This is a genomic window from Pseudomonas sp. NLJ1 (assembly GCF_049486705.1).
In the GTDB taxonomy this organism is placed as follows: Bacteria; Pseudomonadota; Gammaproteobacteria; order Pseudomonadales; family Pseudomonadaceae; genus Aquipseudomonas; species Aquipseudomonas inefficax.
This window is the reverse complement of the sequence record NZ_CP137735.1, coordinates 1,521,566-1,540,024: the sequence shown is the minus strand read 5'-3', so window position 1 is coordinate 1,540,024 and position 18,459 is coordinate 1,521,566. Positions and strand designations below refer to the sequence as shown.

The 18,459-nt window shown below is 64.8% G+C and carries 18 protein-coding genes; 10 read left to right on the top strand and 8 right to left on the bottom strand.

Translation table 11 applies throughout. The features are described 5' to 3' along the window. Positions 1-24: 24 nt before the first annotated feature. A complete protein-coding gene (locus R9B85_RS06835; protein ID WP_252378901.1) occupies positions 25-2,466 on the bottom strand; it encodes a penicillin acylase family protein in 2,442 nt (813 codons plus the stop codon). A gap of 102 nt (positions 2,467-2,568) precedes the next feature. Next, on the bottom strand, positions 2,569-3,909 hold the full coding sequence (locus R9B85_RS06830; RefSeq protein ID WP_112250631.1) for a PLP-dependent aminotransferase family protein: 1,341 nt from the start codon (positions 3,907-3,909) through the stop codon (positions 2,569-2,571). A 155-nt stretch (positions 3,910-4,064) separates the two neighbouring features. Between R9B85_RS06830 and R9B85_RS06825 the strand changes: the two genes are divergently transcribed. Further along, positions 4,065-5,261 (top strand): MFS transporter, encoded by a 1,197-nt coding sequence (locus R9B85_RS06825; protein ID WP_207877379.1) that lies wholly within the window; start codon positions 4,065-4,067, stop codon positions 5,259-5,261. Positions 5,262-5,315: 54 nt separating this feature from the next. Here R9B85_RS06825 and R9B85_RS06820 read toward each other — a convergent pair whose 3' ends face one another. Genes R9B85_RS06820 through R9B85_RS06805 form a run of 4 tightly spaced genes read right to left on the bottom strand, consistent with a single transcriptional unit; the run spans position 5,316 to position 6,982 of the window. Further along, a complete protein-coding gene (locus R9B85_RS06820) occupies positions 5,316-5,513 on the bottom strand; it encodes an SEC-C metal-binding domain-containing protein (protein ID WP_003258907.1) in 198 nt (65 codons plus the stop codon). Between the two features lie 7 nt (positions 5,514-5,520). After that, positions 5,521-6,006, bottom strand: coding sequence for an LEA type 2 family protein (locus R9B85_RS06815; protein ID WP_112250635.1), 486 nt, complete (start codon positions 6,004-6,006; stop codon positions 5,521-5,523). Positions 6,007-6,008: 2 nt separating this feature from the next. Further along, a complete protein-coding gene (locus tag R9B85_RS06810) occupies positions 6,009-6,485 on the bottom strand; it encodes a YchJ family protein (RefSeq protein ID WP_015271542.1) in 477 nt (158 codons plus the stop codon). Between the two features lie 2 nt (positions 6,486-6,487). Continuing rightward, positions 6,488-6,982: a DUF6231 family protein gene (locus tag R9B85_RS06805; protein ID WP_112250637.1), complete on the bottom strand. Its 495-nt coding sequence runs from the start codon at positions 6,980-6,982 to the stop codon at positions 6,488-6,490. A 159-nt stretch (positions 6,983-7,141) separates the two neighbouring features. On the opposite strand from R9B85_RS06805, the gene R9B85_RS06800 reads away from it, so the two are divergent. The 4 genes from R9B85_RS06800 (at position 7,142) to R9B85_RS06785 (ending at position 9,768) form a co-directional block, all read left to right on the top strand. Further along, on the top strand, positions 7,142-7,834 hold the full coding sequence (locus tag R9B85_RS06800; RefSeq protein WP_087500242.1) for an OmpA family protein: 693 nt from the start codon (positions 7,142-7,144) through the stop codon (positions 7,832-7,834). An 89-nt stretch (positions 7,835-7,923) separates the two neighbouring features. After that, positions 7,924-8,643, top strand: a complete 720-nt coding sequence (locus tag R9B85_RS06795) for an OmpA family protein (RefSeq protein ID WP_112250639.1) — start codon at positions 7,924-7,926, stop codon at positions 8,641-8,643. A 98-nt stretch (positions 8,644-8,741) separates the two neighbouring features. Further along, positions 8,742-9,017, top strand: coding sequence for a DUF1145 domain-containing protein (locus R9B85_RS06790; protein WP_023663398.1), 276 nt, complete (start codon positions 8,742-8,744; stop codon positions 9,015-9,017). Beyond that, a complete protein-coding gene (locus tag R9B85_RS06785) occupies positions 9,010-9,768 on the top strand; it encodes a collagen-like protein (RefSeq protein WP_423770921.1) in 759 nt (252 codons plus the stop codon). The genes R9B85_RS06790 and R9B85_RS06785 overlap by 8 nt, the downstream gene beginning before the upstream one ends. A 118-nt stretch (positions 9,769-9,886) precedes the next feature. On the opposite strand, the gene R9B85_RS06780 is transcribed toward R9B85_RS06785, so the two are convergent. Beyond that, complete coding sequence (locus tag R9B85_RS06780) at positions 9,887-10,351, bottom strand: CopD family protein (RefSeq protein WP_423770920.1); 465 nt, start codon at positions 10,349-10,351, stop codon at positions 9,887-9,889. A 98-nt stretch (positions 10,352-10,449) separates the two neighbouring features. On the opposite strand from R9B85_RS06780, the gene dinG reads away from it, so the two are divergent. The 5 genes from dinG to pdxH all read left to right on the top strand — a co-directional run bounded on the left by dinG (position 10,450) and on the right by pdxH (position 18,025). Beyond that, the gene (gene dinG, locus R9B85_RS06775) at positions 10,450-12,594 is read left to right on the top strand and encodes an ATP-dependent DNA helicase DinG (protein ID WP_112250645.1); all 2,145 of its coding nucleotides are present in this window, start codon (positions 10,450-10,452) and stop codon (positions 12,592-12,594) included. A gap of 80 nt (positions 12,595-12,674) precedes the next feature. Continuing rightward, the gene (locus tag R9B85_RS06770) at positions 12,675-14,909 is read left to right on the top strand and encodes a beta-galactosidase (protein ID WP_313856165.1); all 2,235 of its coding nucleotides are present in this window, start codon (positions 12,675-12,677) and stop codon (positions 14,907-14,909) included. 227 nt (positions 14,910-15,136) lie between these two features. After that, the gene (locus R9B85_RS06765; RefSeq protein WP_112250649.1) at positions 15,137-16,282 is read left to right on the top strand and encodes a serine hydrolase domain-containing protein; all 1,146 of its coding nucleotides are present in this window, start codon (positions 15,137-15,139) and stop codon (positions 16,280-16,282) included. Positions 16,283-16,381: 99 nt separating this feature from the next. Beyond that, a complete protein-coding gene (locus R9B85_RS06760) occupies positions 16,382-17,359 on the top strand; it encodes an OmpA family protein (protein WP_112250651.1) in 978 nt (325 codons plus the stop codon). Between the two features lie 18 nt (positions 17,360-17,377). Further along, the gene (gene pdxH, locus R9B85_RS06755) at positions 17,378-18,025 is read left to right on the top strand and encodes a pyridoxamine 5'-phosphate oxidase (protein WP_112250653.1); all 648 of its coding nucleotides are present in this window, start codon (positions 17,378-17,380) and stop codon (positions 18,023-18,025) included. Positions 18,026-18,167: 142 nt separating this feature from the next. On the opposite strand, the gene R9B85_RS06750 is transcribed toward pdxH, so the two are convergent. Then, positions 18,168-18,401, bottom strand: a complete 234-nt coding sequence (locus tag R9B85_RS06750) for a hypothetical protein (protein WP_112250655.1) — start codon at positions 18,399-18,401, stop codon at positions 18,168-18,170. Positions 18,402-18,459: the final 58 nt, after the last annotated feature.

Genomic DNA, 18,459 nt, shown 5'->3' with positions numbered 1-18,459 from the left:
CAGGTGGCGGCTTGATTGAGAGGTTTACTTGCCGGGCACCAGGGTCAAACGCTGGTTGCCATACGCCCGCCCGAAGTTCTGCTGCTGCAGCGGCAGGCTCATGAAACGCCCTTTGAACCAGGCATCCAGCCCGTCGCTGTAATGCGTGCTGGCCGGGTTGCCGGACTGCCCGCTGCTGGTCAGCACCTGCAACGGCTCGGCCTGGCCGAAGTCGACGATCATCCGCGCCGAGGCCGGCAGGCGGGTGTTGAAGTCGCTGCCCCAGGCGTATGGCGTCAGGGCCAGGGTGGTGAAGTCACCACCGGCAGCCTGCGGTGAGCGTTCAAGGGTATCGCCCAAGCCATGGTAGGCCGGTGCAGGCCAGCGGTACTGGTGCAGCTTGCCCCACTGCCAGGCGCGGCGGTCGGCACCCAGTTGCGCAGTGCCGGCATCCACCGCGCCCGCTAGGCTGCGGGCCAGGATGGCCGGCTTGTCTTCCTTCTGCGGGGTGCTGCGGTCATCCCAGAACGGGCTGTCGTCGCGGCCCAGCAGGTGGTCGGCCTGCGCCGAGAACGACAACCGCGCATTGCTGACGAAAGCCTGCCAGGCCGCGCCGGATTCAGGGCCCAGGTCGTCGAGGAAGGTTTGCCGGGCCACTTCCTGGAGGAACAGTTCGTACAGTGCGGCATCGCTCGACACCGGGCTCAGGCGGCCATCGAAGGCCTTGAGCCGGGCCAGCGCGTCGCGGGCCTTGTCGCGCTGTGCGGCGGGCAGGGCATCGATCGCCTGCTTGAGTGGCTGGGCCATGCCTGGGGCGTCGAACATCTGCTTGAGCTTTTCGGCCAACAGGGTGGTCTGGTCGTTCTGCAGGGCCATCAGGCTGCGGCTGTCGTGGCGGCCATTGCCAGCGAGCTGGGCCAGGCGCTCGGCGCGTTCGGGGTAGTACCAGGTGCTGGACAGCTGCATGCCATAGCCACGCGGCAGGCTGCGCTGGTTGGCGTGGCCGATCCAGCCGGCGGGTGGGTCCTGGTCGTAAGGGTGCAGCATCGGGTCGGCATAGCCGTCCCAGTCGTAGCGCCCGTCCCAGCCCGGCGAGGGCAGCAGGCCCTGGCCTTCGCGGCGGTTGGGGTAGCGGCCACTGACTTGCCAGCCGATGTGCTCGGGTTCGGCGAAGACGAAGTTGAGGGCGGCGGAGGTCACTTCACGGGTACTGTCGAAGGCACGCTCCACGCTCTTGGCACGGGTCAGGTCGAACAGCGCATCCAGGCTGCGGTCGCCCTTGAACTGTGGCAGGTTCAGCGCCAGGCCCAGGCTGGCATTGCCTGGCTGGGCCAGCAGGGTGCCGTGGCGGGTGTCGTACATCACCTCGCGCAGCGGGCGCTGGCCGCGGACGAAGAAGGTTTCGCTACGGGCGCGGGCCGGCAGCCATTTGCCGTCGGCCAGGTAGCTCAGTTGGCTGCCCTGGTGGCGCAGTTGCTCCAGGTACAGGTCCTGGTTGTCGGCCATGACCGCGCTGCTGCTCCAGGCCAGCTTGCCGTTGTAGCCGGCCAGCACGATCGGCAGGCCAGGCAACGACAGGCCGGCGACCTGATACTTGCCGGTATGGATCTGCACCGGGCTCAGGGCCCAGGCGGCTCGGCTGTCGCTGGCCAGCAGGCTTTTGCCGCTGCGGCTGCGCTGCGGCGCCAGGGCCAGGTTGGCCGAGCCCGGGCTGCCCAGAAGGTCAAGGTCGGCCAGCTTCTGACTGGCAGCTGCCAGGGCCGGTAGCCCCGGCAACTGGCTGGCCAGGTTCAGGCCCTTGAGCTTGTCCACTTCGGCCTCGGCCAACGGCTCGTCCGGGGCACCGGGCAGCAGCCAGGCCAGCTTGTCGCTGCCGGCGTTCTGCGCCAGGGTCAGGGCGCTCAGTTCTTCCTGCAGGTTCACCGACTGGCTGAAGGCATACAGGCTGAAGATCAGCGCCGAGTCTTCGGGCTTCCAGTATTCGGGGCGGTAGCCACTGCCAGCCAGGCTGGTAGGCAGTTTGTCGCGGTAGCGGAACAGGTAGGCGTTGACACCGCGCGCATACACTTCGAAGAAGCGCTTGAGCCGTGGCGATGCGTCGGCGTACTGCTGGGCCGCGCTCTGCTTGAGGTTGGCTGCGCGCATCAGGCGGTCGATGTCCAGCGCGTCGCTGCCTGCCAGTTCTGCCAGGCGGCCCTGGGCCAGCAGGCGCATGGCGACCATCTGCTCGATGCGGTCGCCGGCATGCACATAGCCCAGGCTGAACAGGGCGTCATGGAAACTGCTGCTTTCGATCAGTGGTGCGCCCATCGCGTTGCGCCGAACCGAAACGTTCTGCGCGAGGCCTTTGAGTGGCTGCACGCCACTGGTCGGTGGCACGCTGCCCTGGTAGCCGCCCGTCTGGCAGCCGGCCAGCCCGAGCATGCCGAGCAGCGTGGCAGCGGTTGCGAACCGCGGACGGAATGGAGGAAAGGCGGGGGCGGCCATGACGAGGGCTCCTGCAAGGCGTGGCGGGTTTGAAAGGCGCTAAGGTAGTGAGCGCGCAGGCGCCGTGCAAGGTCCTTGGGCGGTTTATTTGCCAGTGCCGACTCAAACCTTGAAATGTTCGGCCACGGCGTCGGAAAAGTGCGTGCAATTGATGCGAGCAAGGCTTTGATAGCCACGGCTGACTGCGAAGGCCGAGCCTGGCATCAATAGCACCTGGTGCTGTTCCAGGCGACGCATGAACGGCTGCAGGTCGGCCAGTTCGGGGTGGTAGACCCACAGGAACATGCCGCCTTGGGGCGTTATGTCGAACTGCCAGCCACGTGCCCGCAACAACTGCTGGGTCTGCGCCTGCTGCCGGACCAGGCGCTGCTGCAGGTCTTGCATGTGCCGGGCATAGGTGCCGTCGGACAAGATGGTGTTGACGAAGCGTTCGCAAAACGCCGGCACCGCCACGCAGGTCAGCAGCTTGAGGCGCGTGAGCGGCTCTATCAGCTCTGCCGAGCAGGCGATGTAGCCCACGCGCAATGAGGCGGACAGGCATTTCGAGAAGCTGCCGATGTAGATGACCCGCTCAAGGTTGTCCAGTTCGGCAAAGGTTTGGCGCACTCCCGGGCTGAAGTCGCCGTAGACATCGTCCTCGACCACGAAGAAGTCGTGTTCCACCGCCAGCCGCAGGACGCTGAAGGCATTGTGCGGGCTGATGTTGCCGCCGGTCGGGTTGTGGAAGGTGCTGTTGCAGAAGAATGCCTTGACCTTGTGCCTGGCCAGGTGCTCCTTCATGTCTTCCACGCTTGGCCCGTCCTGGGTTCGGCGCACCCCGACCACGTGGCCGCCGGCCAACTGGATCAGCTTGATCAGGTTGCCATTGCCGGGTTCGTCGACGAACACGTGATCCCCTGGCTTGATCAACAATCGCGCCACCAGGTCCAGCGCTTGTGTGGCGCCCAGCGTAGTCAGCAACTGGCTTGGCCGGGCATCGACACGGGTCAGGCGTTTCAGGTGCACGCACAGCTGTTTGCGCATGGGCAGGTAACCCTGGATGTCGCCATATTCGGCCAGCGAACTCTGCTCCAGCCGCGCCGTGCGCCGAATCGCCTTGGCCAGCAGCTCGGTGTCACGCCAGGCGGGTGGCAGCCAGCCGCTGCCCAGTTTGGTGTAGTGCTTGCCCCCCTGCAGCAGCTTGAACAACGGGTCTGCGGCCATGCCTGCGGGCGCATCCACCGCGCCGGTTTGCCGTGTGTGGCTGGCGACGAAGTAGCCGCGGCCAGGAATGGCGGTCAACACACCTTCGCTGACCAGCCGGGCATAACTGGAGACGACATCGTGGTAGCTGCAGCCAATTGCCGCCGTCAGCTTACGGATGGAAGGCATGCGCTGGCCGGGCAGCCATTCGCCGGCTTCGAGGCGCTGTTTCAACTGGTCAAGAAGGCTGTGCGGGCGCATGGCGGGTCCAGCAGCTGTTAGAAAAAACAGCCTAACAGTTAACCGAAAAGTGCGTCGACTGTTTGCATCGCTGGGTTCGACAGATGCCACCATGCACCTGTCGGCGCTTTTCCCGTGCCGACAATTACCCTGTCCACCTACCGTGAGCACACGCCATGTCGAGCACACTTCCGCGGCGCACGTACCTGTATTTCACCGCGCAATCGATCAACCTGACGACTGCGGTCATGTCCGTGACCATGGCGGCCATTGTCGGGGCGGCGCTGGCGCCTGCCGCCACCTGGTCCACCGTGCCCTATGGTTTCCAGTTCCTCTGCCTGATGCTGGCCACCTATCCGGTCTCCAGGCTGATGAGCCGTATTGGCCGCAAGCGCGCCTTCATGCTGGGCTCGATCCCGTTGGCGGTGTCTGGCATCTGTGGCTACCTGGCTGTGCAGTACCAGCACTTCCCGACGCTGGTAATCAGCCATTCGGCATTGGGCATCTACATTGCGTTTGCCAACTTCAATCGCTTTGCGGCCACCGATAATCTGGCGCAGGACCTGAAGCCCAAAGCGCTTTCCCTGGTGGTGGCCGGTGGGGTGATCGCTGCCGTGGTCGGGCCGGCACTCACCGAGTGGCTTAGGGACGTTGGTGGCTATCCGCTGTTTTCGCTGTGCTACGCCGCTTTTGTCGGCCTGGCGGTGATGTCCTTGCTGACAGCGGCCTGCCTGCCCGGCGATACCGACACCGCCGGTAACGACCGCGAAGCGAAACCGGCTGGCACGGCCGCCGAACCGCTGAGCCCGGTGGTTGCCGTGGCCATGGCAGTGGCCGCGCTGGGATACGGGATCATGAATCTGCTGATGATCCAGGCGTCCATGCACATGAAACACATGCATGAGGACTTTTCCGACGTTCGCCTGGCGATTCAATGGCATGTGATTGCCATGTTTGCGCCATCGTTTTTCACCGGCGCCATCATCCACAAGCTCGGCATCAGGGCCACCATCTGTCTCGGCCTGGGCCTGCTGATCGGTTGCACGGCCATGAACATGTGGTCGCACAGCTACGCGATGATGACCTTGTCACTGATAGCCCTGGGCCTGGGTTGGAACCTGACCTACGTGGGCGGTGGTGCGCTGTTGGCGCAGACGCTGCAAAACAGCCCGGCAGCGATGCAGATGCAGGGGAAGAACGATCTGGCCATCGCGGTATTCGCGACCGTTGGCGCGTTCAGCCCGGCGCTGTTGCTGGGCACGGTCGGTTGGGAGGGTACCAATGCCATTTGCATGGCCCTGTGCATCGTGCTGCTCATGGCCACCGCCGGGTTGCTGCAGCGCAAGGTTTCAGGGCCTGCCAGGGCCAGCTAGGCCCCGGCTACCCACTGCGCGGCCCACGGCAGGGACGCGCAAGTGCTGTTCAGCTCAGGCGCCGTGGCACTTCTTGAACTTTTTCTGGCTACCGCACGGGCACGGGTCGTTACGGCCAACGTCCTTCAGGGCGTTGCGTACCGGTTCCTGGTGGCCGTGGTTGCAGTGCGGACCGTGTACATGGCCATGGTCGTGGTGGTGATCATGATCGTGGTTGCAGTCAGGGCCATGAACGTGGGGTTGCTGGGACATTGCAGGGTTACTCCGGTTTGTAATCGCCGGGGATTATCTCACCACTGCGCGACAAGTGCAGGTCCCGATGGATGAGCAACCCGGTCGCCAGTTCGCCTTGCAGGCTGTAATGCAGCGGTTGTTCGCTTTTCAGCAGCTTGGCCAGAGGCTTCAGGTGCTGCCACAGGTTGGTCCGCGCGGTGATCTTGAAAGTCCGCCGGGCATGCCCGCCGACACTGCGCCATACGCTGGTTTCATCCTGCACCAGCAACAGGTCGTTGAGGCGTATGGCGTACGACAGGTTGCGGATGAACAGGCGGCTGTCATTGGGGTTGTCGATTCGCAGATGCAGCACGAACTCTTGCCCCAGCAAGCTGGCCTTGACCGTCTCCACCTCGACCAGATGCACCTCGGGTTCGCGCCAGTCGTCACCGCCCCAGCTGGCGCAGCCCGCCAGCAGTGCCAGCCATGCGATCAGGGCGGCGAACAGCAGCGGGCGGGCGCGGGCGATCATGGTCAGCTACCCACGTAACTGGCGCAGCATTTCTTGAACTTCTGGCCGCTGGCGCAGGGGCAGGGGTCGTTGCGCCCGGCCTTGAGTCCGACCGTGGGGTCGATGAAGTACCAGCGCCCGGCATGCTGGACGAATGCCGAGCGCTCGCGGTGCTGATGGTCACCTTCCTGGTCGTGCCAGCGGGCAGTGAAGGTGACAAAGCCGTGCTCCGGCTGGCCGCCCAGCACCTCTGCGCTTTCCACCTCCAGGCCCAGCCAGGTGCTCTGGGCGCTCCAGGCGGCCATGGCAGCACGGTCCAGGCCAGCTTGCTGGGCCGGCAGGGTGGTGGCCACCAGATAGTCGACCAGGCCCAGCACGTAGGCACTGTAGCGTGAGCGCATCAGCGCCTGGGCATCCGGTGCCGGGGTGCCGGCATGGTAATGCCCGCAGCAGGCGTCGAGCAGGTTGCCACTGCCACAAGGGCAGACCGAGACACTCATCATCACCACCAGTACTTGCCGAAGTTTTCAGGGTTGGCCCAGAACTTGGCATTCAGCCAGTCCGGTACCTGCTTGTAGTCATGTAGATCATAGGTGAACAGGCTCAATACCTGCTGGTCACGGCGGAATTTCTCGCTGGCCGACAGGGCCAGGGCAAAGAAATCGGTGTCTTGCCAGCCACAGGCGGCCAGGTCGGCCAGCACCGCGACCCGGCTGGCATTGAGGTTGCGAATGCCGCCGAGCAATTCCAGGCCGGTGCGTTTGGGCAGGTGCTCCAGGCAGTCCACCAGTACCGCCAGGTCAAAGCGCTGGGCGGCCAGTTCGGCCGGCAGCGGGCCTGGGGCGGCCGCGGCGATGGTTGCAAGTGGATGCGCCTGGGCGAAGGCGTCCAGCGCCGGGAAACGCGTGCCCACCAGCAGCAGGCGTTGCGGAGTGAAGCGCTCGAGCAGGGCCGCCAGGGCCTGCTGCGGGGTGCGCTGGGAAAAACCGTCGGTCATTGGCAATCCTCGTTGAAGTCGTCCAAGACTAGCGGGCCGCAGCGTGCGGGCAAAGAGGCATGTGATTGTGTCGTGGCTTATTGCTGGCAGGGATCAAATGCTCGGTCTTTAATCCCTGAGATCGGCCTTATGCCGATTCCCCCTAGGAGAAGCAATGAAATGAGCATAGTACGCACAGCGATACCCCTGGTTCTGCTCACCAGTGTGTTGACTGGTTGTGCAGGTTTGCAAAAGACCGACTGGCCGAAGTGTGCTGCCGTCGGGGGTGTAGGCGGCGCTGCCCTGGGCGCCATCGAGAGCTCCAGCTGGGCTGGTTGGGGCGCGTTGCTGGGCGGTGGCCTGGCGGCGGGCTATTGCTGGGCCCATGGCGATGGCGACGAGGATGGCGACGGCGTACCGGACAGCCGTGACAAGTGCCCTGGCACCCCGCGCGGTGTGCAGGTCGATGCCAACGGCTGCCCGCCGGAGCCGGCCGCGGTGGTTGAGGAAGTGGTGGTGCAGAAGGAAGAAGTCATCGTCATCCGCGATGTGCACTTCGAGTTCGACTCTGCGCGCCTGACCGCCAGCGACAAGGAGCGCCTCAACACCATTGCCACGCGCCTGAAACAGGAGGCGCCGTCCGCCCGCCTGAGCGTCAGCGGCCATACCGACAGCGTTGGCTCCGACAGCTACAACCAGAAACTGTCCGAGCGCCGTGCCCATTCGGTGACCGATTACCTGGTCGAGAGCGGTGTGCCGCGCAGCAGCTTCGTGTCGGTGGTCGGTGCCGGTGAAACCCAACCGGTGGCAGACAACGCCACGGCCGATGGGCGTGCCATGAACCGCCGTACCGAGATCAAGATCCAGCGGTAGAACGGCGTGCGCCCGTGCCTTGAGCAGTGGCACGGGCGTGTCTTCACGGCGCTCAGCCGTTCGTGGCCAATGACACAGGAGCATTCAGCATGAGTGTGACGTCGAAGGCGGCGCTGCCGCTGTTGGTGGCTGCCAGCCTGCTCGCGGGCTGCGCCACCCACAGCGATGGCAGCGCGCCGCTCAACCAGAGGACCTGGCCCATCTGCAGCCTGCTCGGCGGCCTGGTCGGTGGTGGCCTGGGCGCCATCGAAAGTTCGACCTGGGCGGCTGGCGGCGGTGCCCTTGGCGCCATTGCCGGGGGCCTGATCTGTTACGCCCAGGATGGCGACGAAGATGGCGATGGCATTTTCGATCGCCGCGATCGTTGCCCCGATACCCCCGCCAACACTGCGGTCGACCACATGGGTTGCCCGTTGAAGGTGTACCCCGCATCACAGCCCGCCACTGAACCTGAACCCTCGCCAGAGGTGATCATCCTGGATGACAACGGCGCGGTGATGTTCGCCTTCGATTCTGCCGAGCTGACCCCGGCGGCCCAGCAGCGCCTGCAAGGCCTGGTGGCGAAGCTCGATTCACCGACGGTGGCGAAAGTAAGCGTGATCGGGCATACCGACAACGTGGGCTCCGACAGCTACAACCAGGCACTTTCCGAACGCCGCGCCAGCAGCGTGGCCGTTTACCTGATCAGCCAGGGGCTGGAGGCGGGCAAGGTCACCAGCCAAGGGCGCGGCGAGAGTGAACCGCTCACCGACAACGAAAGCGAGGAGGGCCGCGCCCGCAACCGACGGGTGGAACTGCACCTCAACTGAGTGGTGCTGGCGCCTGTCCTGGCATTGCAGTTAATGTTGGTCGCACGGCCCGCTCGAACGGGCCGTCTCGACATAACAACAATTCATGGGGGCGGGATATGAGGTTCATCCTGGGCTTGGGCAAGGTCCTGACTGTCGCTTTCTGGGGGGTGGTGCTGTTCAATCAGTTGATGCCACAACCTTTGCCCTTCAACCTGCTGATCAACGCCGCCGGCATCACCTTGCTGGGCTTGCACCTGCTCGAAGTGCTGTTCTTCAATGGCAGCCTGCGCGGGCGCAGCCACCGCTGGTTCGATCGTCTGCAGATCCTGTTGACGGGTATCTTCCATGTCATGTCCATCCCCCGTGTGCAGGAGGCGCCGCGAAATGCGTAATCTGATGTTAATGGCCATGTTGGCTGCTCCACTGGCCCAGGCCGAAAGCCTGGAAGTCGCTGCCAATTCCATGCTGCGCCTGCCCGACAAGTCGGCCAGCGTGCATCTTGCACAGCTGCGTGTCGCCGATGCTGCAACCCTGCTGCTGCCTGCCACGCTCGCCGAATTGAAGGTCGACCAGCTGGAGCTGGGGCGCGATGCGCGTATCGCCATTGCACCGTCCGATAGCCCGCTGCTGATCGAGGCGCGCAGCGCGCGGCTGGGTGAGGGCAGTGAATTCAGTGCGCCGGGAGCGGCGGGCACTTACCAGCGGGGAGCCCGGTCTGGCCGCAGCCTGGACCTGAAACTGGCGGAAGTGGATGCTGAACGCCTGGCTATCGATGCCCGTGGCGGTGCCGGTGCGCCGGGATACGTGGGGCTCGATGGTGCCAACGGCCAGGCCGGTGGCTGCACTTGGGGCCAGGCCAGCCGCGGCGCCAATGGCGATGACGGCGGCAACGGGCACGATGGTGCACCGGGTGGGCGCGTCCGCGTGAGCCTGCCGCAGGGCTTCCCGCAGGAACGTATCGTGGTGCGCCTGGACGGCGGCGCACCGGGCAAGGCCGGGGCTGCCGGCAAGGCCGGTAAAGGCGGGGCCAGCAAGGGTTGCCTGGTGTACCGCACAGACGCCGGTGCCAACGGCCGGGCGGGGGAGCCGGGCCAGCCTGGGTTGGCGGGGGCTGCAGGTGAGCTGATTCTGCAGCGCTTGTGAAAACCTGTACTGGCCCTATCGCCGGCAAGCCAGCTCCCACTGCGACCGCATCGGCTGCAAGCCATGTGCAGTACCTGTGGGAGCTGGCTTGCCGGCGATAGGGCCGGTGCAGGCAATATCAGAGCATCAGCCGCGAACTGGCCACTGCGACCACGGCCAGGCCCAGCAGCAGGTTGATCCCCACCATCCGCCGAATCCGCCCCAGCACCGCCGCACCTGCCGACCAGTCCTCGGCTTGCACAGCAGCCCTCAGCTCCGGCAACAGCAACGCCTGGATGCGCATGAAAAGGGCAAACATGGCGATGCCCCCACCGATCATCACATGCACGTACTTCGGCGCAGTCTCGAAGCCGCTGAAGCGCATGTGCAACATGCCGATACCACTTATCGCCAAAATCGCCACCGCCAGCCAGACCCAGCCGAAGAAGCGTCGGAAAACTTCCACCCACAGGCGCAGCCGGGCAGGCCCTTCAAGGGCTGCAACCGTTGCCGGGCGCAGTACCAGCCAGGCGAAGAACATGCCGCCGACCCACACCATGGCGGCCAGGACATGCAATGTGTAGGGCAGGGCAAAGGCAAGCATGCGGATCTCCATGCGGCATAAAGGGCAATAGCGGGGTATGATAGCCGCCCCATGCGCAACACTGAAAATATATCCAGCCCTCCGGGCGCCTGCAGACCATGATCAGCAACGAACTCAAAGCCACCATCCAGGGCGCCTATACGCGTTTTCTCGAAGCCAAGAGCCTCAAGCCGCGCTATGGCCAGCGCCTGATGATTGCCGAAGTGGCCAAGGTGCTCGGCGACATTGCCTGCGACGAAGAAGGCCGCCGTGCCGGCGAGCCTGCCGTGGTGGCAGTGGAGGCGGGCACCGGTACCGGCAAGACGGTGGCCTACAGCCTGGCTGCGATTCCGGCCGCCAAGGCCGCCGGCAAGCGCTTGGTGATCGCCACCGCCACCGTGGCGCTGCAGGAGCAGATTGTCTTCAAGGACCTGCCCGACCTTATGCGCAACAGCGGGCTGAACTTCAGCTTCGCTCTGGCCAAGGGCCGTGGCCGCTACCTGTGTCTGTCCAAGCTCGACATCCTGCTGCAGGAGGGCCATGCCCAGTCGGCCACCGCCCAGCTGTTCGAGGAAGAAGGCTTCCACATCGAAGTCGACGAGCGCAGCCAGAAGCTGTTCAACAGCATGATCGAGAAGCTTGCCGGCAACCGCTGGGACGGTGACCGCGACAGCTGGCCCGAAGCCCTGGAGGACCAGGACTGGGCGCGCCTGACCACCGACCATAGCCAGTGCACCGGCCGTCATTGCCCGAACTTCCAGCAGTGCGTGTTCTACAAGGCACGCGAAGGCATGGGCAAGGTCGATGTGATCGTCACCAACCACGACATGGTGCTGGCCGACCTGGCCCTTGGCGGCGGCGCGGTGTTGCCTGACCCGCGCGACACCATGTACGTGTTCGACGAAGGCCACCACCTGCCGGACAAGGCCATCGGCCATTTCGCTCACTATTCGCGCCTGCGCTCCACTGCCGACTGGCTGGAGCAGACAGCCAAGAACCTGACCAAGCTGCTGGCCCAGCACCCGTTGCCCGGCGACCTGGGCAAGTACATCGAGCAGGTGCCGGAGCTTGCGCGGGAAGTGCGCACCCAGCAGCAGTTCATGTTCACCCTGTGCGAGCAGGTTGCCGACTTCCGCCCCAGCGAGGACAACGAAGGCCGTGAGCGCCCGCGCTACCGCTTCGAAGGTGGCGTGGTACCGGAGCAGATTCGTGAAGTGGGCATCGAGCTGAAAAAGGGTTTTGCCCGCCTCAACGACCTGTTCACGCGCCTGGCCGACCTGCTCAAGGAAGGCATGGACGGTGAGGTCAACATCGGCATCGCCAGCCACCAGGCCGAGGAGTGGTACCCGCTGTTCGGGAGCCTGGTCACCCGTGCCCAGGGCAACTGGGAGCTGTGGACGGCCTTTACCGCCGAAGACCCGGAAGACAGCCCGCCCATGGCCCGCTGGCTGACCCTGGCCGAGAGCGGTGCGCTATTCGACATCGAAGTCAATGCCAGCCCCATTTTGGCCGCCGAAATGCTTCGCCGCAGCCTGTGGAGCGTGGCCCATGGCGCGTTGGTGACCTCGGCGACCCTGACCGCGCTGGGCAAGTTCGACCGCTTCCGCATGCGCTCGGGGTTGCCGCGTGACGCGGTCACCTGCGTGGTGCCTAGCCCGTTCGTGCATGGCGATGCCGGCCTGCTGCGGGTCCCCGACCTCAAGGCCGACCCGCGCGATGCGGCGGCGCATACCGCTGCGATCATCCGCGAACTGCCGAACATTGTCGAAGATGCCCGCGGCGCGCTGGTGCTGTTCTCCTCGCGCAAGCAGATGCAGGACGTGTTCGATGGCCTGGACCGTGACTGGCGCAAGCTGGTGCTGATCCAGGGCAACCTGTCCAAGCAGGAAACCCTGAACAAGCACAAGGCGCGGGTCGACGATGGCCAGCACAGCGTGCTGTTCGGCCTGGCCAGCTTTGCCGAGGGGGTCGACCTGCCGGGGGCTTACTGCGAGCATGTGGTGATCGCCAAAATTCCCTTTGCCGTGCCCGATGACCCGGTCGAAGCTGCATTGGCCGAGTGGATCGAGGCTCGCGGCGGCAACCCGTTCATGGAAATTGCCGTGCCCGACGCCTCGCTGCGGCTGATCCAGGCCTGCGGCCGCCTGCTGCGAACCGAACAGGATCGCGGTGTCATCACCTTGCTTGACCGGCGCCTGGTTACCCAGCGCTACGGCAAGGCTATTCTCAATGCGCTGCCGCCGTTCCGGCGGGAGATTTCCTGACCGCCGGAGCACTTGCTCCGGCGCGTTGTCCATTACTCAGTCGCGGGCCATGAGGGCCCTTGAAGGAGAGCCCCAGCCTTATGGTCCGCCGTACCCTGCCCGCCGTTTTCGCCTTGTTGTTCAGCTCGCCCTTGCTGGCTGGGCAGCAGACGCTGTTCAGCTTCGTGCGCCCGGCCTCGGTGGTCAACGTGGCGACCGAAAACGCCGGCATGCCGCAGTACAATGCGGAGCAGACGGCCGAAGGCGAAGTGTTGCGGCGCGTGGTGTTCAACCCGGCCCAGCGGCCGACCCTGCGCCTGAGCCCGCAAAGCGGTGTGTGGGACTGGTCCGGTGGGCAGTTCCTGACCTTGCGCCTGCAAAGCGCGATGGATTGGGCGCTGACGGTGGATGTCACGGTGCAAGGCAGTGATGGGCGCATGTTGACCAGCCGCATTGACCTTCCGGCCGGTCCTGCACAAACCGTGATGGTACCGCTGACGGCCAGCTCGCCGCTGAGTCAGGGCATGCGCGCCGGCCCGCCCATGCCCTGGAACCATGGCGGCCAGCGCCTGCTGCTGACCAGCAGCGCCGGCGCGGTCGACCTCAAGCAGGTGGCGTCGGTCAGCCTGAGTATCCCCAACCCCAACGTGGCGCAGAACCTGCTGATCGAACGTGTGGGCATCCAGGATGACGACCAGCCCTACAAGGCGGCCTATCAGGAGCTGATCGATGCCTATGGCCAGTCCACCCGCGGCCATTGGCCAGAAAAGGTTGCCAATGACGAGCAGCTCAAGGCGGCCGATGCGCGCGAACAGCAACAGCTCAAAGGCTGGCTGGCAGAGCGCGGCAAACAGCAGCTGGACGCATACGGTGGTCTGCTGGCTGGCCCGGCGTTCGAGGCCAAAGGCTTCTTCCGCACCGAAAAGCGTGACGGCCGCTGGTACCTGGTAACGCCCGAGGGGCATCCGTTCTATTCCCTGGGGGTGAATGCAGTGGCTGCGGATGGCGGGCGTACCTACGTTGCCGGGCGTGAGGGGATGTTCAAGGCGTTGCCGGGCGAAGGTGATGCACTGGCAGCATTCTATGGTGATGGCAACAACGACGATGGCAACCCTTCGTCGCAAGGGCGTAACTTCAAGCAAGGGCGCTGGTTCGACTTCTATGCCGCCAACCTGCAACGCACCCATGGCAAATCTTGCCCGCCCGCAGTAGAAGGGCAGCCGGCCAGTTGCCCGCCATTGGCGCTGGATACCGCCCGCTGGCAGGCGCATGCGCTCGACCGCCTGCAGGCCTGGGGTTTCAACACGGTAGGCAACTGGAGCGAGCCGGCTCTGGGCCAGGCCAGGCGCATGCCATACACATTGCCGCTATCGATCGTGGGGGATTACGCCAGCATCAGCACCGGCATGGACTGGTGGGGCCGCATGCCCGACCCGTTCGACCCGCGTTTTGCCATGGCCACCGAGCGCGCCGTGGCAATCGCCGCCCGCGATCACCGCGACGACCCCTGGCTGATCGGCTATTTCGCCGACAACGAACTGGCCTGGGCCGCCCCAGGTAACGACCCAAAGGCGCGTTATGGCCTGGCCTACGGTACCTTGCGCCTGACCACCGATGTACCGGCCAAGCGCGCCTTCCTCAAGCAGTTGCGTGACAAGTACCGCAACCAAGAAGGGCTGTCCAAGGCCTGGGGGATCGAGCTGGCGGCCTGGGAACTGATGGAGGACCCGGGCTTCGAGGCACCGTTGCCCAACCCGGAGCACCCGGAAATCGAGCGTGACTACCAGCACTTCCAGCAGGTGTTCGCCGAAACCTATTTCAAAACCATTGCCGACTCGTTGAAGTGGCATGCGCCCAATCACTTGCTGCTGGGCGGCCGCTTTGCCGTCAGCACGCCGGAGGCGGTCAAGGCCTGCGCCGAATTCTGCGATGTGCTCAGCTTCAACTTCTATACCCTCAAGCCGCAGGACGGCTACGACTTCGCCCGCCTGGCCGAGCTGGACAAGCCGGTGTTGGTGTCCGAGTTCCAGTTCGGCTCGCGCGATCGCGGGCCGTTCTGGCCGGGGCCGCTGGAAGTGGCGCGGGAAGAAGACCGTGGCCCGGCCTACGGCAATTTCCTCAAGGCGGCGCTGGCGCAGCCGATGATCGTTGGCGCGCACTGGTTCCAGTACCTCGACCAGCCGGCCAGCGGCCGCCTGCTCGATGGCGAGAACGGCCACCTCGGGTTGGTGGCGATTACCGATATGCCATACCCAGGGTTTGTCGATGCCGTGCGCAAGAGCAACTTGCAGGCAATGAGCCAGCTGCGCGCCCAGCTGGAAAAGCCGACGCCCTAGCCCAGGTTGACGCGGTCTTTTTGTGGGAGCGGCCTTGCGTCGCGAAAGGACTGCGGAGCAGTCCCCTGATTTCAGCGGCGCTGCATAAATTGCCGGGGCTGCTGCGCAGCCCATCGCGACACAAGGCCGCTCCCACAGTGACCACCCAGCCCAAGCCAGTTTGCAAAACTCGCAACTACTGAAACAATGCACACCATTTTCGGAATTGGTCGTACGGAGAACAGCGGGTGCAGATCCAGGGTCACTATGAGCTGAAGTTCGAAGCAGTGCACGAGGCCTTCGCCGCGCTGTTCGATGATCCCCAGGAGCGTGGCGCCGCGCTGTGCATCCAGGTCGGTGGCGAAACCGTGGTCGACCTGTGGGCCGGCAGTGCCGACAAGGATGGCCAGCAGGCCTGGCACAGCGACACCATCGCCAACCTGTTCTCCTGCACCAAGACCTTCACCGCCGTCACTGCCCTGCAACTGGTTGGCGAGGGCAAGCTGGCCCTGGATGCCCCGGTGGCCAACTACTGGCCCGAGTTTGCCCAAGCAGGCAAACAGGCGATCACCCTGCGCCAGCTGCTCAGCCACCGTGCCGGCTTGCCGGCCATCCGTGAGTTGCTGCCGGCCGAGGCGCTGTATGACTGGCAGACCATGGTCGATGCGCTGGCTGCCGAAACGCCCTGGTGGACACCCGGCACCGAGCACGGCTATGCCGCCATTACCTATGGCTGGCTGATTGGCGAGCTGATCCGCCGTGCCGACGGCCGTGGCCCCGGCGACTCGATCGTGGCCCGTACCGCTCGGCCCCTGGGGCTGGATTTTCATGTCGGCCTGGCAGACGATGAGTTCCATCGCGTAGCGCATATCGCCCGTGGCAAGGGCAACGCCGGCGACGCTGCGGCCCAGCGCCTGCTACAGGTGACCATGCGCGAGCCAGAGGCACTGTCGACCCGTGCCTTCACCAACCCGCCGGCGATCCTGACCAGTACCAACAAGCCGGAGTGGCGGCGCATGCAGCAGCCAGCGGCAAATGGCCATGGCAATGCGCGCAGCCTGGCGGGCTTCTATGCCGGGTTGCTGGACGGTAGCCTGCTCGAATCCGAACTGCTCGACGAACTGACCCGAGAGCACAGCCTCGGCCAGGATCGCACCCTGCTTACCCAGACCCGTTTTGGCCTGGGCTGCATGCTCGACCAACCCGATGTGGCCAACGCCACGTTCGGCCTCGGGGCCCGCGCCTTCGGCCACCCAGGCGCTGGTGGCTCGGTCGGTTTCGCTGACCCGGAGCACGATGTTGCCTTCGGTTTCGTGGTCAATACCCTTGGCCCTTATGTGCTCATGGACCCGCGAGCCCAGAAACTGGTACGTGTCCTTGCCAGTTGCCTTTGATCGGGTAATGCGGGTATTGCCCCATCCCTTTGACTATCCTCAATGCCAACGCCTGAAGTGCGTAGGCAAAATTTCTTTCTATTTCATGGTGTATCGCTGATGTCTTCACACAAAACCTTAGCACTCGCCCTGTGCCTGACCGCCGTTACCGGCTGCGCCAGCCACCCCCAGGACGGCTCGAAGGACAGCGCCTCGAGCTGGTGGCCTTTCGGTTCGGACAAGGTTGCCGAGCAGGAAGTGAAGCAAGCCGTCACGGAAAACGTGGCCAAGGCCGACGCCAAGTCCGACAGCGCCAGCCGTTGGTGGTGGCCGTTCGGCGGTGAAGATAAGCAGGCAAAGGGGCCGGTGGTACCGAAGATCGACCAGAAGGCCACCCAGGCCTGGCTGGACGAGTACGAGCCCAAGCTGCGTGAGGCGATCAAGGGCAGCAAGCTGGAGCTGGAGCGCCGTGACAACGTGCTGGCTGTAACCATCCCGGTGGACAGTTCGTACAACCCCGATCGTCCTAACATGCTGCTGCCGATGACCCTGGGCCCGATTACCCGGGTGGCCAAGACTGTCGAGGGCGATGCCAAGACCGCCGTGCTGGTGCTTGGCCATGCCGACAGCAGCGGTGTCGCTGCCGCCAACCAGAAGCTCAGCCTGGAGCGCGCCGCTTCGGTATCGGCCATCTTCCGCCTCAGCGGCCTGCAGCGTGACCGCCTTAACCTCAAGGGCATGGGCTCGGAAATGCCGCGCGCCGCCAACGACAGCGCCGAGGGCCGCGCCCTTAACCGCCGTGTGGAAATGCTGTTGACCCCGCAGAACACCATGGTCGCCCTGCTGGCCAAGTACCAGCAAGCCGCCCCGGCGCGGGCCCCGATGGTGGCGGCGCAGGATGTCAAGGCGCCTGCCGTCAAGGCTGCCGACAGCAAGCCGGCCACCAAGGCTGCGGCGAAGAAGCCTGTTACAAAAGCCAAGGCCAAGGCGCCCGCCAAGACCACGGCCAAGAAAAAAGCCGCGCCGGCCAAGCCCGTCGCCAAGAAAGCTACCACTGACAAGAAAGTAGCTGCCAACAGCCCTGCGAAGACCAACTGATCGTCAAGGAACGCAGCAATGACCCAATCCCTGGCAGATATGCGCCGCGACTACACCCGTGATGGCCTGGCCGAAGCCCAGGCTCCGGGGGAGCCGTTCGCCCTGTTCCACCAGTGGTTCGCCGATGCGGTGAAAACCGAGCAGGCACCGGTGGAAGCCAACGCCATGACCTTGGCCACTGTCGATGCTGAAGGCCGCCCTCACTGCCGTATCTTGCTGCTGAAGGGGCTCGATGAGCGTGGTTTCACCTTCTTCACCAACTACGATAGTGCCAAGGGCCAGCAACTACTGGTCAATCCTTTCGCCGCCATGACCTTCTTCTGGCCTGCGCTGGAGCGCCAGGTGCGCATCGAAGGGCGGGTGGAAAAGGTCACGCCCCAGGAGTCTGACGCGTACTACCAGGTGCGCCCGCTGGGCAGTCGCCTGGGGGCTTGGGCGTCGCCGCAGAGCCAGGTGATTGCCGGTCGCGAGGAACTGGAGGGGCTGGTCAAGGCCACCGAGGCGCGCTTCTCCGACACCCAGCCGCATTGCCCGGAGCATTGGGGTGGGTATCGGTTGCTGCCTGAGCGTATCGAGTTCTGGCAGGGGCGGGCCAGCCGCCTGCATGACCGACTGAACTACCGCCTGGTGGATGGGCAATGGCTGCGGGAGCGGTTGGCGCCCTGAGATTGTCGGGGCCGCTTTGCGGCCCTTTCGCGACACAAGGCCGCTCCTACAGGGGATCGCGGTCCCGGCAACTGACGCGGCCCCCTGTAGGAGCGGCCTTGTGTCGCGAAAGGGCTGCGCAGCAGCCCCCGCATTCCATCAGCTACCCCGAATACCCCGCAGCCTCCCGCTCCAACCACCCCGCCAACTGCTTGCGCCCCACCTTCTCCACCCGTGCCTGCTCCAGCCGTTGCAGCATATAAGCGCGTTTTCGAGGGTCCGCCCCAGCCAGCGACAATGCCAGATCACGGTCCATCCAGCGGCGCATGCGCACATAAAGCCACCAGTGGAAGTACAGCCCCGCAACGGTGGTGACCACGACGATGAAGTAATCCATGGCTATCCTTGGTCTCACTTGAAAGGCCTCGACACAGCTACGCAGGCTGTCCGTTGGC

Excerpts from the sequence above, each read along its gene's own strand:
- R9B85_RS06835 (WP_252378901.1), bottom strand. The coding sequence starts at position 2,466 with ATGGCCGCCCCCGCCTTTCCTCCATTCCGTCCGCGGTTCGCAACCGCT.
- R9B85_RS06830 (WP_112250631.1), bottom strand. The coding sequence starts at position 3,909 with ATGCGCCCGCACAGCCTTCTTGACCAGTTGAAACAGCGCCTCGAAGCC.
- R9B85_RS06825 (WP_207877379.1), top strand. The coding sequence starts at position 4,065 with ATGTCGAGCACACTTCCGCGGCGCACGTACCTGTATTTCACCGCGCAA.
- R9B85_RS06820 (WP_003258907.1), bottom strand. The coding sequence starts at position 5,513 with ATGTCCCAGCAACCCCACGTTCATGGCCCTGACTGCAACCACGATCAT.
- R9B85_RS06815 (WP_112250635.1), bottom strand. The coding sequence starts at position 6,006 with ATGATCGCCCGCGCCCGCCCGCTGCTGTTCGCCGCCCTGATCGCATGG.
- R9B85_RS06810 (WP_015271542.1), bottom strand. The coding sequence starts at position 6,485 with ATGAGTGTCTCGGTCTGCCCTTGTGGCAGTGGCAACCTGCTCGACGCC.
- R9B85_RS06805 (WP_112250637.1), bottom strand. The coding sequence starts at position 6,982 with ATGACCGACGGTTTTTCCCAGCGCACCCCGCAGCAGGCCCTGGCGGCC.
- R9B85_RS06800 (WP_087500242.1), top strand. The coding sequence starts at position 7,142 with ATGAGCATAGTACGCACAGCGATACCCCTGGTTCTGCTCACCAGTGTG.
- R9B85_RS06795 (WP_112250639.1), top strand. The coding sequence starts at position 7,924 with ATGAGTGTGACGTCGAAGGCGGCGCTGCCGCTGTTGGTGGCTGCCAGC.
- R9B85_RS06790 (WP_023663398.1), top strand. The coding sequence starts at position 8,742 with ATGAGGTTCATCCTGGGCTTGGGCAAGGTCCTGACTGTCGCTTTCTGG.
- R9B85_RS06785 (WP_423770921.1), top strand. The coding sequence starts at position 9,010 with ATGCGTAATCTGATGTTAATGGCCATGTTGGCTGCTCCACTGGCCCAG.
- R9B85_RS06780 (WP_423770920.1), bottom strand. The coding sequence starts at position 10,351 with ATGCTTGCCTTTGCCCTGCCCTACACATTGCATGTCCTGGCCGCCATG.
- dinG (WP_112250645.1), top strand. The coding sequence starts at position 10,450 with ATGATCAGCAACGAACTCAAAGCCACCATCCAGGGCGCCTATACGCGT.
- R9B85_RS06770 (WP_313856165.1), top strand. The coding sequence starts at position 12,675 with ATGGTCCGCCGTACCCTGCCCGCCGTTTTCGCCTTGTTGTTCAGCTCG.
- R9B85_RS06760 (WP_112250651.1), top strand. The coding sequence starts at position 16,382 with ATGTCTTCACACAAAACCTTAGCACTCGCCCTGTGCCTGACCGCCGTT.
- pdxH (WP_112250653.1), top strand. The coding sequence starts at position 17,378 with ATGACCCAATCCCTGGCAGATATGCGCCGCGACTACACCCGTGATGGC.
- R9B85_RS06750 (WP_112250655.1), bottom strand. The coding sequence starts at position 18,401 with ATGGATTACTTCATCGTCGTGGTCACCACCGTTGCGGGGCTGTACTTC.